Raw genomic sequence first — 13,918 nt, 5'->3', positions numbered from 1 at the left:
ATGACATTATCAATTGTTGCTATCATTTTAGTGATAGTTATTGCCTTTCTGGCAGGAATGGAAGGTATTTTAGATCAGTTTCAATTTCATCAACCGTTAGTTGCCTGTTCATTAATTGGTTTGGTGACTGGTAATCTTGAAGCGGGTGTTGTTCTGGGTGGATCATTACAAATGATAGCCCTAGGTTGGGCTAACATTGGTGCCGCCGTTGCACCCGATGCGGCTTTAGCCTCTGTGGCTTCGTCCATTATTTTGGTTTTAGGTGGACAAGGTGCTGCAGGCGTATCAACAGCTATTGCTATTGCCATTCCTTTAGCAGTTGCAGGATTATTTTTAACAATGATTGTCCGAACGATTGCTGTACCATTAGTACATATGATGGATGCAGCAGCAGAAGAAGGTAATATCCGTAAAATTGAACTATTACAAATATTAGGTATCTGCTTACAAGGTTTAAGAATCGCCATTCCGGCAGCAGCGCTATTATTTATTCCAGCCGAAACAGTAAAAGGCGCATTAGAATCTATGCCTGAATGGTTAACAACAGGTATGGCAATTGGTGGTGGTATGGTCGTTGCTGTGGGTTATGCCATGGTAATTAATATGATGGCAAATCGTGAAGTTTGGCCATTCTTCATCATCGGTTTTGTGGTTGCGGCTATCTCACAATTAACCCTTATTGCGTTAGGTGCATTAGGTATTGCATTAGCAATGATTTATCTTAGCCTTTCAGAACGTGGCAATTCATCAAATGGTGGAAGCAAAGGTGATCCACTTGACGATATTTTAAATGATTACTAGGTACTTGGAGTAAAAAAATGACTGATAAAATTCAATTAAGCAAAAAAGATCGTTTAGCGGTTGCTTGGCGCTCAACCTTTCTCCAAGGTTCTTGGAATTATGAACGTATGCAAAATGGTGGTTGGGTCTATTCAATGATCCCTGCAATAAAAAAACTTTATACCACCAAAGAAGATCGTTCAGCAGCACTTAAACGCCATTTAGAATTCTTTAACACTCACCCTTATTTAGCTTCACCGGTTCTTGGTGTAACGCTTGCTCTCGAAGAAGAACGTGCTAATGGCGCTGCAGTTGATGATGTTGCCATCCAAGGTGTAAAAGTTGGGATGATGGGACCTTTAGCCGGAGTTGGTGATCCCGTGTTCTGGTTTACGGTAAGACCAATGCTTGGTGCGCTTGGCGCATCACTTGCACTTAGTGGCAATGTTATGGGACCAATTTTATTCTTTCTACTTTGGAATATTATCCGTTGGAGTTTTATGTGGTACACCCAAGAGTTTGGTTACCGTACAGGTTCTAAAATCACCGATAATTTATCGGGTGGCTTATTGCAAAAAATTACCAAAGGTGCTTCCATTTTAGGGATGTTTATTCTGGCGGCCTTGGTGCAAAGGTGGGTATCAATTAATTTTCAACCTGTTGTTTCAAAAGTTAAATTAGGCGACGGTGCTTTTATTGATTGGAATCACTTACCAGCTGGTTCAGAAGGCATTCAAACCGCATTACAACAAATGCAAGCGGGGTTATCCCTTACTCAAGAAAAGGTCACCACCCTACAAAATAACTTAGACCAACTGATACCAGGACTGGTTCCGTTACTTTTAACCTTTTTATGCATGTGGTTATTACGTAAAAAAGTATCACCAATCTTAATAATCCTCGGACTCTTTGTTGTCGGGATTGCAGGACATGTGATTGGTCTTTTATAAGTTCAAACTTTAAGTAATCGATAAAAAGCATAATTTACTGTTTAAATTATGCTTTTTTATCTTTTATCAATAAATATTTGAATAATTGAGTCCAAAGGTTTTGGCTGTTCACATCATAAAAAAACAATAAATTAACTTTAGTATTAATATGGAAGTCATATAAATGGTTCAATCATTAAACTCTAAAATAGACCTAACCGTTAAAGCTACCGCATTTACAGCTTTTACCGAGTATGGACAAATTATGATTGGAAATAAAGCGTTGGAATTTTATCATCAGCGAGATGTACGTAAATACATCCAAATCCCATGGCAAGAAGTCGAATATGTTTCTGCATCCATCTTATTTGGGGGAAAATGGATACCACGTTATACTATCCACACGAAACAAAATGGCTCCTTTACCTTTGCCTCAAAAAATCCTAAAGACGTATTAAGAGCAATCCGAGTTTATATTGGTGGTGACAAAATGGTAAAATCATTAGGTTTTTTTGGTGTTTTAAAGCGAGCATTTACTCGCAAACCAAGTCAAAAATAATCGATGCTAATATCCAAAATATTATAAATTATTCTAGTGTTATTCATGGTGAGGGTGACAACGGATAATGAATGCCATTTTGTCCATTCATTTTTTAATTGAATCTATTATATACTATCTTGTCTCTATCAATCATAATCAGTCATTGCACTTTTTGCCAGAAGGAGTATAATTCTGGGGCTTTGATTCTGTCCATGTTGGGCAGGAAAAAGATTATTTTTTAATTTAAGAGGATGTTATGGTAACTATTCGTTTAGCTCGTGGTGGCTCTAAAAAGCGCCCTTTTTATCAAGTAGTTGTCACTGATAGCCGTAACCCACGTGATGGTCGTTTTATCGAACGCATTGGTTTCTTTAATCCAATTGCACAAGGTAAAGCAGAAGAATTACGTTTAGATCTTGGTCGCGTAAATCATTGGGTTGGTTTAGGTGCAACTGTTTCTGATCGTGTTAATTCATTGATCAAACAAGCACAAAAAGCTGCTTAATTAAGTAATAGATAGTCACTGTAAAATGAATACTGAGAATTTCATTGTTGTTGGTAAACTTGGTTCAAGCTACGGCATTCGTGGATGGCTCAGAATTTTTTCGTTTACAGAATTTCCAGATAGTATTTTTGATTACACACCTTGGTATATCCAGCGAGCTGGAAAATGGCAAGAGGTAATCGTAGAAAGCTTTAAACCCCATAATCAAGATATGATTGTGAAACTCAAAGGTGTTGACGATCGTGATCAAGCCAATGCATTAACCAACATTGAAGTGTTTGTCGATGCTGAAAATTTGCCTGAACTGAATCATGGTGATTTTTATTGGAAAGATCTGATTGGGTGCCGAGTAAAAACAGTCAACGGTTACGATTTAGGTCAGGTCACTGATTTAATGGAGACCGGCTCTAATGATGTATTGGTGGTAAAAGCAAATCTAAAAGATGCATTTGGAGCAACAGAACGTTTAATCCCTTTTGTTGAAGAACAATTTATTAAACAAGTTGATTTAACAACAAAAATGATTGTGGTCGATTGGGATCCTGCTTTTTAATTGGTAAGGTAACACTATGTGGATTGGCGTAATTAGCCTTTTTCCCGAAATGTTTCAAGCCATTACCTGTTATGGCGTAACTGGTCGAGCTGTAAAAAATGGGCTGTTAACAGTAAATTATTGGAATCCGCGCGACTTTGCGCATGATAAGCATAAGACTGTCGATGACAGACCTTATGGTGGTGGGCCGGGTATGTTAATGATGGTACAACCCCTTAGGGATGCAATTCATGCAGCGAAAGCTGTGGCAGGTGACAATACAAAAGTAATCTATCTTTCCCCACAAGGGCGCAAATTGAACCAACAAGGCGTTTGCGAATTGTCGCAAAATCAAAAATTAATTTTGATTTGTGGACGTTACGAAGGTATTGATGAACGCGTGATCCAAACCGAGATTGACGAAGAATGGTCAATTGGAGATTACGTATTGAGTGGTGGTGAATTACCGGCAATGACGATGATTGATGCACTGGCAAGATTTATTCCCGGCGTGTTAAATCATGAATCATCAGCAGAAGAAGACTCTTTTGCTAACGGTTTGCTTGATTGTCCTCACTATACCAGACCTGAGGTGTTAGATGGAATGGCGGTGCCTGACGTGTTAATGTCTGGTCACCATGAAGCGATTCGTCGTTGGCGATTAAAACAATCCCTTGGACGAACTTGGTTAAGAAGAGAAGATCTTCTTGAAAATCTAGCTCTGACTGATGAAGAGCAATGTTTACTCGCTGAGTTTCAACGTGAATATCAGGATAAACATAGCCATTAAGATTTCAGTATAACTAGTAAGAGATAATATTATGAAAAATGCAATTATTCAGCAATTAGAACAAGAACAAATGAAAAAAGACATCCCGTCTTTTCGTCCGGGTGATACGGTTGAAGTAAAAGTATGGGTTGTTGAAGGTAACAAAAAACGTCTTCAAGCATATGAAGGTGTGGTTATTGCAATTCGCAATCGTGGTTTACATTCTGCATTTACAGTACGTAAAATTTCGAATGGCGAAGGTGTTGAAAGAGTATTCCAAACTCACTCACCGATTGTTGATTCAATTACTGTGAAACGTCGTGGTCAAGTACGTCAAGCTAAACTTTACTACTTACGCGAACTTCGTGGTAAAGCGGCTCGTATTAAAGAGCGCCTAAACTAGTTTTTATTGATTAACAATAAAAAACGATTAAAATAGATTAAATTAAATATGGTCACCATTAAGGTGACCGTTTTTATGTGTAACCAATATTTTTTCCCACCAGCTATCGTTGACACAATTCAAGCAATATCTTGGTCGAATAAAAGGTAATACTATGGCTAACTATCTTGTTGAGATTCTTGCCACAACAATAAAATTATTTGCATTAATGACACCACCTGCTGTATTAAGTGCATTTTTGAGTGGTACAAAACAGTATGATGAACAAGCACGCCGAAAAACCGCACGTAAAACGTCTTGTGCCGTGTTTATTATTGGCATTGTGCTATTCTTTTTCGGTAATGCGATGTTTAGTATTTTTGGGTTTACTCTCGATGCATTTCGAATTGGATCGGGGGCATTACTCTTTGTAACGGCAGTGGCATTAATGAACGATTCGCCTGACAAAAATAAAATTAATAGCGATGATGATATTAGTGTTGTCCCTTTGGCTATCCCGCTTTGTATGGGCCCCGCATCAATTGGTACGATTATTGTGTTAGGGACAAGTTCAGATGGTTTAATTCAAAATTTAATTGGTGCGTTATCACTATTCATTGCATCAAGTGGTATTTATGCCATGTTATTATGCTCTAAAACCATCGCTAAAGTTTTAAAAAATACCGGAATTGCAATTTTATCAAAATTAACCGGATTATTAATTTCAGCAATTGCTGCCCAAGTCGTATTTACTGGCGTCGCCGGAATTTTAAATCTTAATTAGTCACATCATTGAATATATTAGATAATGACAAAAGTCAGATGTTATCTTCGCGGTAATCACTACTACGTTTACGGTAGTGAGTGATTACACCAACCTTATTTAACCAAATAGTTTAGTCATTTGCATGAGGCATAATTAATTTTCTTTTTTTGAAGAAAAAATACGAACTGATAATAATCATAATTAATACCAATTCCGATATAAAAATAAAATAACCGGATTCACCAAACCAAACTCCAATAATGATAATCGTATTAATCACCATCGAAATGATCGCAAGCCATGGATAAAATGGCGATTTAAATTTAACGGTCTCTTGCGGATATTTCCCCTTATTGACCCCTTGACGAAACTGAAATTGACACCAAGCGATAATAATCCAAGCAAAACATCCAACCTGCCCTGTCGCTGCAACCAAATAAAGATAAAGTTTTTCCGCAGCAATGTACTTTGAAAATAATGATACCAGCGCAATAATGGATATAAACAATATTCCTTTGGTCGGCACACCCCGCCTATTTACCTCTGCAAAATATTTTGGTGCTAAATTATCCTGAGACATTGACCATAACATTCTAGAACTGGCATAAATTGCAGAATTAGCTGCCGATATAGCGGCGCAAAAAATCACAAATAACATGACATAAGATGCAAAATTGATGCCTGCTTGCGTAAATACCCAAACAAAAGGACTTATCTCTTCTTGTGCATTACCATAGGGATAAACAAGTGCCAAAACTGCAATTGCTAAAACATAAAATAGGATGATTCTAAAAGCGACACCTGTAATTATTTTAGGTAAAACGGTTTGCGGTGATTGGGCTTCCCCTGCTGCACTTCCTATCAATTCAACGCCTTGAAAAGAGTAAGTGACAATCGTCATACAGACAAAAATCGCTGAAAAACCGTTAGGAAACCATCCGTTTTCTGTTTTCAATGTTGGTAGCACATGAGTTTCAGCATATTGATGATATAGCAAGTAAATACCTGTCCCAATAAAAGCAATAATTGCCAGAACTTTTATTGTTGAAAACCAGTATTCACTTTCGCCGTAAGCTCGTACCGATGTGAGATGTACAAAGGTTAAAACAATTAAAATAATTAGACTAAACAGATAAATAGGAATAGAAGTGATAAATTGGTGAGCAATAATTGATGCCGCCGTTAAATCAGCCGCCATCGACAGCACCCAACTTAACCAATATAACCAACCTATAGTATAGCTCCAAATGGGATTAGGTATAAACATTAACGCATAGTGCTGGAAAGAACCAGCATGAGGAAATGCGCATGAAAGCTCACCTAAACAGAGCATGGTGGAGAGCATAATACAACCAGCCATCAAATAAGCGATAATCGTCCCTAGCGGACCAACTGTGCTAAGTGGTGCTGCAATACCAATAAATAATCCGGTACCAATCGAACCACCCAAAGAGATCATCAACAGATGCCGATTTTTTAAATTCTTTTTTAAACTAGTGGTACTCGGATAGGAACTTCCTTGATATTCAGATGTTGCCATGTAAACCGCCTAGTAAGGTAAAAAAGCTGCTGGAAACCAGCAGCTAACACGAATTAATAAATAAACCGTTTTTCTACACCATTCGTTTGACATGCCATAAGTAAGGCTGTGTAATCGAGTTCAAAACCAATCATATCACCTACTTTCAATGTTTCTAACACATCTTCAATATCAACGATGGTATGATCACTGGTTTGCCCCAAAACCGTAATACTATCATCGATAGGTACACAGTTTTCAGCCGGCACATCTTGACGACCAAAAGCAAGTAGTGCACGTTTACGAGTACCATGATCGACAAAGGTTTTACTATTTAAAAAGGCATCGACTCCAAGCTCCCCTACAGGCACGGTTGGCTTACTATTGAGTTCAATAATTTGTGCGTATAGCTTATAGATATCGCTACAGGCTTTATCGACAGGTTTATTGGAATGATGAAATTCATCCAGATATTTCATATCGACATATTCAATACCAAACTCATGTAGACCACCTATTCTGATGTGATTCAATCCTTTAGGCCAAACACCTTTATCTAACAAATGGTAACTGGTACAATTACCGGCAGATAAATATTTGATTTTAATGCCACAAGTTTCCTCTACTTTGCGTGCTATGTGTAAAAAATCAACACCATTTTTAACCGTAGGCAAAACGGTTCCATAGCAGTTAAAGTTGGTGCCAAGCCCATAAAGCTCAACACCCGGTAACGAAAGAATGAGATTGACGGTATCAATAATCTCATCAAGATGCTCAAACCAGATACCTTCTCGTAAGTCCCCCATATCCACCATGAGCAACACTTGGTGAATCTTTCGCTGTTTAACGGCTTCATCAGATAAAGCCGTTATGACTTGCTTTTCACTATTTAAGCTAATATCCGCATATTTCACAACGTCGCTGATTTCACTTAAACAAGGACTGCGTAATAAACACGTTTTACAATTTAATGCCTCTTTGAGTTTTTTTAAATTGTAAGTTCTTGATTCAGCAATAACATCAATACCACCATCTAATACAGCTTTCGCTGTTTCGACGCAGCCATCAAATACTTTATTGACAGCCATGACTTCAATGCCGTGTTTAGCTAAAATGTCTTTCTCAACACGGGCATTTTCTTTTAATTTGCGTAAATCAATTTCCAATATGGGTTTGTACATGCTTTACTCCTCTATACCTTACTGTTCGAGCAAACGATTGCGTTTTTGAGCACGATGATATATCCATTCTGCTAATACAATCGCAAGTACAGCGCCACCAACTATCTTAGCAATATACTCAACGTATCCACCCATATCGATTTGAGCTGGTGGTATAAAGACTAAAATCACAGCAAATAGTGTAGATAAGAACCCTAAAGCGGGTAATACCACTGGTAACACTTTACCCGGAATTTTAAAGCTACGTGGTACATCAGGTTGAGTCACTCGTAATCGATAGTAAGCGATAAACATCACTAAGTAAGGAATGAAATAGCAAATTGTTGTCAACGCCGTCAACATCCAATAAGCTGCAGCAATACTTGGTGATACAAATGTTGAGAAGCAAAGTACAGTAACGATGATTGCTTGAACAACCAGTGCAAATGTCGGTGTTTGATAAACCGGATGTAAACGACCTACACGCTCACCCAACAAATTATCCTCTTTAGAGGCTTCTTGTAGCATATAGATTGGCCCAACTAACCATGAGTTAATTTGTCCTAAAGCACCAAAGAATAAACATATTGCCATAACAGGTAACAACCAAGGCATATGTAATACATTGGCAGCAGATTGCATCGCTTGCATAACGCCAGCAACAATATCAGTATCTTCGGCTGGTAATAATGTATTGATAGCCCAAGAGCCAATCATATAAATACCAACAATAACAATTGCTGACACAGCCATCGCTTTTGGAAAATCACGTTGTGGATCACGTGTACGCCCGGCAATCATTGGCGCCACTTCAAGCCCAGCAAACGCAAACATCATACTGGATAAAAACACAATCGTATCCCAACTGCCTAAATCAGGGATCCAATCACTTAAATGCGTATAATCAGTTGCCATTGGATGACCAGTCAATAACCAAACAATCGCGAGTAAGACAATAATCGCTGCGGGAATAAATACACCAAGCCAAGCACTCACGCTATTAATAATCTTAGTCCATTTTAATCCCCGAATATTCATCAATGTTAAAATCCAGAAGACCACCATGGATCCCACCCCAATAAATACTTCATTTTGGGCTAATTCGGGACTAAACATATAACCAATAGCCGTAAAACCAAATTGCAACATCAATGGGAAGAAGAGTACACAGGAAAATAAAAAACAAACAACTACAATCCAAGCGATACGCTTACCAAATGCCTCTTTAACCCAAACAAATATCCCGCCATCTTTTGGCCAACCTGTTGAAAGTTCACCACACACCATGGCTAATGGAAAAAACAAACAAAATGCCGCAATGAGCCAAAGCACCATTGCTGATGCGCCATAAGGAGCAACGTTAGGAATTTGTCGTAAACTCAGTATCGCAATGACATTCATAAATACAATGTCTTTGATACCGAGCAAACTTGAATCTTTAGAATCACTCATAATAACCTCACATTGTAGTATCTGGGGCAACGTTTACCCCAGATAGATCATGATTAATAGATGTCGTATCCAACCATATCTTCGTAAGTGTCCTCACGGCGAATCAAGCGATCTTTGCCTTTTTTGTCTATCATCACAACCGACGTACGAGGGCGATTGTTATAGACTGTCTGACTTTCAATGGTGTAAGCTCCAGCATCAAGGAAAGCAATAATATCGCCAATGTCGGTATCTTTAGGTAATAAGAACTCTTCACCTTTAACACCAACATGATAGTAGTCACCACCATCACACAAAGGACCGGCTAATTTAATATATTCATCATGTGATTCATTAATTCGAGATGCATTATAAACATAGAAGAACCAATCGAAATGTTGACTATCAGATAACACGCTATAACCTGCATCAACAAATTTCCATTCAACATGTTCTTCAATGTTACCGTCTAAATCGTAATTCGTTTTACGTTTTTCACAGGCAACTTCTGTTAATAGCACTCCAGCTGAACCGGTAACTTTTCGACCAGGTTCAATACAGATTTCAACATCGGTACGCCATTTATGTACTTCACGAATGACTGCATCAGCAAAATCTTGGGCAGTAATACCGGCATACATATTGTCTTGTAATGGGTTACCGTTTTCGTCATCGTATTTATAAGGAACAGGAATACCACCCCCTACATTAATTAAATCAAACTTGATTCCTAACACCTCTTCTAAACGGCGAGATTCATCAACAAGTACTTTGGTTGCTTTCGCAAAAGGTTCAGCTTCCGGTACCTGATCCCCAACGTGCATATGTAGTCCACGTAAATGGACATAAGGCATTTCAAGAATACGGCGACAAGTCTCTTCTGCTTGTTCTAAATCGATACCTGACTTAGCATGATAAGCAGTAACTAATTCAGCGTGTGTTGCTGATGGTACATTCGGTTCAACACGTACACACACATTCGCCACTTTTTTCAATTTTTTTGATATTTCATCGATAATATCAAGTTCATATAAACTATCGACGTTAATAATATACAGATCATTTTTAATGGCATATTCAAGATCAACTGGTTTTTTTACCACACCATTAAACACGATTTGGCTACCCGGAAAACCAATCTCTAAACATTTACGTACTTCAAACATTGAGTTTGCTTCAGCGTAAATACCCGCATCTTTAATGGCTTTGAGTACGCCCATAACAGAACAAGTTTTAGAAGCATAGAAAATTTTTGTTTTTGGATGCGCTTTGAATGCTTGTTTAATTTCTTGAACATTACGATCAATTTCTTTTTCAGAAAACACATAAAAAGGCGTTGGATATTTTCTTGCTAACTCTTCTAAATTAACGCCATCAAAACATAATTTACCGTTTTCAGCACTAAAACGACGATCTTTAGTTATAAGATCGTGACGTAATTTGTTATAATTTGACATAATTTTGTCGGACATATGACCTCCAGTTAATGAGTACTCAAAAAGTACATAAGAAAATAAGTAAAATGGCTTTTCTCTTGTAATGCAATCAGCATGCCAACTTAATAATACAAATAATCAATAAGTTAAACTAAACAATCTAGCAACAATTTTTGTCATTAAGTTAAAAACATGTCTTTATGACAAAAATTTGTCATTTTTTAGTGATAGTCGAAAGGTATTTAAATAAAAGTATGCTATTAAGCAATAATCCAAATTTTATAAGGTACTAATATCATGACAGTTGATCCTGAATTATTACAATCATTGGAAATATTTAAACATTTTTTTGATCTAATACATCAGCCAATGGCCATTATTGATAAAGAAGGTAAATATATTTACTACAATCAGGAAAGTGCAGAACTCGATGGCTATCCTCAAGATAAAGCTATAGGAAAACCATTGCTTAAAGTTTATCCTAATTTACAAAAAGAAGATAGTACTATGTTAAAAGCCTTGCTAGAAGGTAAGGAATATCTGGATAATTATCAATGCTATTATAATCATGTTGGTAAAGTTGTCGATTATTTGCATACCACGGTTCCACTTTACAATCATAACAAACAGATCATTGGCGCAATCGAAATCGGTCGAAATTTATCTAATGTAAGACAATTACAAGATCAAGTTTTTAAACTCAACAGCCGTTTATATCACAGTAAAGAACAATCACTTCCCGAAATCGTATTTGTATCTCAAAAAATGCAATCGGTCATTGATCAAACGAATATTTTAGGCGCTAATGATGTGCCGGTACTCATTGTTGGTGAGACAGGTACCGGTAAAGAACTCTTTGCCCATTTAATTCATCAAACTAGCGACCGCCGAGATAAAGCCTTTATTTCACTCAATTGTAGTGCACTACCTACTACGCTAATTGAAAGTACACTATTTGGTACTGTGAAAGGCGCCTTTACGGGAGCTGAAAATCGCCAAGGTTATCTAGAACTGGCTAACGGTGGCACACTATTTCTTGATGAACTAAACGCCATGCCACTTGAAATGCAAAGCAAGTTATTGCGATTTCTACAAGAAAAAACCTACTGGCGACTAGGCGGCAATAAAGAGCTGCATTCTGATGTTCGCATTGTGGCCGCCATGAACGAATCACCTACTGATCTTTTAAAAAACGGTAAAATGCGCAGTGATCTGTTTTATCGATTAAATGTGGGATTAATAAAACTTCCTGCACTACGCGAACGGACAGAAGATATTCCTGTTTTAGCTCGCTATTTTATTGATAAACACCAAGATGAGATAAAAGTAACCATCAGTGGTATAAGTAAGCATGCTTTGAAACAATTGATGTCAGCACCATGGCCAGGCAATGTACGTATGCTTGAAAATGCAATTGTCCGAAGTATGGTTTTACAAAATGAACCCGGAGAATTACAACATATCGTTCTTGATGAAGAGCTATTTGAAATTGAAAGCCCTCATCAGCAAGCAGATGTCATGACAAAAATCGATGATTCTGCCACAAATTTTTCTCGATTTAGGGATTTAACAACCCAAGTGGAAAACTATGAGCGACAATTGATTATCGATGCGTTAAATCAAGCTAACGGAAAAATTATCAATGCCGCTAAATTATTAAATGTTTCGCGTACTACATTACAATATAAGGTCAAAAAGTACCATATTCAAATGGGTGTAATGAATCATTAACATTGATGGCTAACAGTTTTTTCATCCAATGCCTTCGCACATGCAAAGGCACTGCTCCAAGCCCACTGAAAATTATAACCACCTAACCAACCCGTTACATCAACCACTTCGCCAATAAAATAAAGATTCGGCTGTGACTTGGTCGCCATTGTTTTTGATGATAATGCATCGGTACTCACCCCGCCTAATGTGACTTCAGCCGTTCGATACCCTTCGGTTCCGTTTGGTACAATATGCCACTTGGTTAATGTGTCAAAAAGACGCTGTTGTTGATGCAAATTGAGTTGTTTCACAGTGATATCTGTAATCATATCCAGTTGTATCAATGCTTCTACTACTCTTTTAGGTAAAATTTGTGCTAAACAATTTTTCAAAGTCTGGTTACGATTTTTTTCTAATAACGGTTTAAATGATGATTCAAATGTCATATCTGGTAATAAGTTGATCGTAATGGGCTCACCCACTCGCCAATAGTTGGATATCTGTAAAATGGCGGGGCCTGAAAGCCCTCGATGAGTAAATAATAAATTTTCTTTAAAATGCATTTGCTCATAAGTCACTTCAACCGGAATAGCAATACCGGATAGTTGCGATAACACATCTAATAAGGGTTTATGTAAGGTAAAAGGCACCAGCCCAGCTTTGACCGGTACAATTGGAATGGAAAATTTTTCTGCCACTTTATAACCTATTGAAGTCATACCGAGAGCTGGCATCGATAACCCGCCTGTAGCAATAATCAGGTTTTGACAACTCAGCATACCTTGCGAAGTCTGCAATTTAAATCCATCTTCAACCGCTTCGACGTCATCTAATTGCGTTTGCATCATTAGGTTAACTTTTCCTTTTTGACACTCGCTAAGCAGCATATCGACAATATCTTTGGCTGAATTATCACAAAACAACTGACCATGATCTTTTTCATGATAAGCAATATTATATTGATTAACTAATTGGATAAAATCCCATTGGTTAAATCGTTTCAAGGCTGATTTACAAAAATGACGATTTTCAGAAATGTAATGGTGCGCATCCACATCAAGATTAGTAAAATTACATTTTCCGCCACCCGACATTAAGATCTTTCGTCCCGGTTTTTTTCCGTTATCAATAACGGTCACACGATGCCCTTTTTGCCCTAATAATCCAGCACAAAATAGACCCGCAGCCCCTGCTCCAACAATTGTAATATTAGTTTGCATAATTAATAGTTAAAAATAAGCGTTGATAAATTATAACAGCATCAGTTCTGGATGTGACATTCTCTATGAGTTTATAGATTTAAACATACACTAAAAATGAAAGTTTTTTACAAATAAGAAAAAGAATTTATGATTATTATACAATTTATTTTAAAAATGACGCATTAATAAAGAATAAATAGTTTAATAATCAATGAAATAAAATTAATTATTAGCTTCATTAATAACTCCAGTA

At 37.3% G+C, this 13,918-nt stretch carries 14 protein-coding genes; 9 read left to right on the top strand and 5 right to left on the bottom strand.

Annotated features, from left to right (window positions below):
* The 8 genes from ACGH47_RS08055 (at position 1) to ACGH47_RS08020 (ending at position 5,222) form a co-directional block, all read left to right on the top strand.
* Positions 1-801, top strand: a complete 801-nt coding sequence (locus ACGH47_RS08055; protein ID WP_065559702.1) for a PTS mannose/fructose/sorbose transporter subunit IIC — start codon at positions 1-3, stop codon at positions 799-801.
* A gap of 17 nt (positions 802-818) precedes the next feature.
* On the top strand, positions 819-1,730 hold the full coding sequence (locus ACGH47_RS08050; protein ID WP_267380138.1) for a PTS system mannose/fructose/sorbose family transporter subunit IID: 912 nt from the start codon (positions 819-821) through the stop codon (positions 1,728-1,730).
* Positions 1,731-1,893: 163 nt separating this feature from the next.
* Positions 1,894-2,268 (top strand): DUF956 family protein, encoded by a 375-nt coding sequence (locus tag ACGH47_RS08045; RefSeq protein ID WP_411623161.1) that lies wholly within the window; start codon positions 1,894-1,896, stop codon positions 2,266-2,268.
* 238 nt (positions 2,269-2,506) lie between these two features.
* Positions 2,507-2,755: a 30S ribosomal protein S16 gene (rpsP, locus tag ACGH47_RS08040; RefSeq protein WP_411623160.1), complete on the top strand. Its 249-nt coding sequence runs from the start codon at positions 2,507-2,509 to the stop codon at positions 2,753-2,755.
* Positions 2,756-2,780: 25 nt separating this feature from the next.
* On the top strand, positions 2,781-3,308 hold the full coding sequence (rimM, locus tag ACGH47_RS08035) for a ribosome maturation factor RimM (protein ID WP_220215871.1): 528 nt from the start codon (positions 2,781-2,783) through the stop codon (positions 3,306-3,308).
* Positions 3,309-3,324: 16 nt separating this feature from the next.
* Positions 3,325-4,077, top strand: a complete 753-nt coding sequence (gene trmD / locus ACGH47_RS08030) for a tRNA (guanosine(37)-N1)-methyltransferase TrmD (RefSeq protein WP_220215872.1) — start codon at positions 3,325-3,327, stop codon at positions 4,075-4,077.
* Positions 4,078-4,108: 31 nt separating this feature from the next.
* Positions 4,109-4,459, top strand: coding sequence for a 50S ribosomal protein L19 (gene rplS / locus ACGH47_RS08025; protein WP_034900792.1), 351 nt, complete (start codon positions 4,109-4,111; stop codon positions 4,457-4,459).
* A gap of 154 nt (positions 4,460-4,613) precedes the next feature.
* Entirely contained in the window at positions 4,614-5,222 is a 609-nt protein-coding gene (locus tag ACGH47_RS08020; RefSeq protein ID WP_267352013.1) for a MarC family protein, read from the top strand.
* 112 nt (positions 5,223-5,334) lie between these two features.
* Here ACGH47_RS08020 and ACGH47_RS08015 read toward each other — a convergent pair whose 3' ends face one another.
* From ACGH47_RS08015 to lysA, 4 genes are read right to left on the bottom strand one after another with little or no spacing between them, the layout of a single operon-like run.
* On the bottom strand, positions 5,335-6,744 hold the full coding sequence (locus tag ACGH47_RS08015; protein ID WP_411623159.1) for an amino acid permease: 1,410 nt from the start codon (positions 6,742-6,744) through the stop codon (positions 5,335-5,337).
* A 53-nt stretch (positions 6,745-6,797) separates the two neighbouring features.
* On the bottom strand, positions 6,798-7,904 hold the full coding sequence (locus ACGH47_RS08010; protein ID WP_220215875.1) for an alanine/ornithine racemase family PLP-dependent enzyme: 1,107 nt from the start codon (positions 7,902-7,904) through the stop codon (positions 6,798-6,800).
* A gap of 18 nt (positions 7,905-7,922) precedes the next feature.
* Complete coding sequence (locus ACGH47_RS08005) at positions 7,923-9,335, bottom strand: APC family permease (protein WP_065559712.1); 1,413 nt, start codon at positions 9,333-9,335, stop codon at positions 7,923-7,925.
* Positions 9,336-9,388: 53 nt separating this feature from the next.
* The gene (lysA, locus tag ACGH47_RS08000) at positions 9,389-10,786 is read right to left on the bottom strand and encodes a diaminopimelate decarboxylase (RefSeq protein WP_065559713.1); all 1,398 of its coding nucleotides are present in this window, start codon (positions 10,784-10,786) and stop codon (positions 9,389-9,391) included.
* Between the two features lie 258 nt (positions 10,787-11,044).
* Here lysA and ACGH47_RS07995 point away from each other — a divergent pair, with 258 nt between their 5' ends.
* Positions 11,045-12,481 (top strand): sigma-54 interaction domain-containing protein, encoded by a 1,437-nt coding sequence (locus ACGH47_RS07995; RefSeq protein WP_370632181.1) that lies wholly within the window; start codon positions 11,045-11,047, stop codon positions 12,479-12,481.
* Here ACGH47_RS07995 and ACGH47_RS07990 read toward each other — a convergent pair.
* Positions 12,478-13,683, bottom strand: a complete 1,206-nt coding sequence (locus ACGH47_RS07990) for an NAD(P)/FAD-dependent oxidoreductase (RefSeq protein WP_411623158.1) — start codon at positions 13,681-13,683, stop codon at positions 12,478-12,480. The two genes, ACGH47_RS07995 and ACGH47_RS07990, sit on opposite strands and share 4 nt — an antisense overlap.
* Positions 13,684-13,918: the final 235 nt, after the last annotated feature.

The organism is Gilliamella sp. CG16 (assembly GCF_046635785.1).
GTDB classification, from domain to species: Bacteria; Pseudomonadota; Gammaproteobacteria; order Enterobacterales; family Orbaceae; genus Gilliamella; species Gilliamella apicola_I.
The sequence above is the reverse complement of the archived record's forward strand: the minus strand, read 5'-3'. Positions and strand labels throughout refer to the sequence as shown.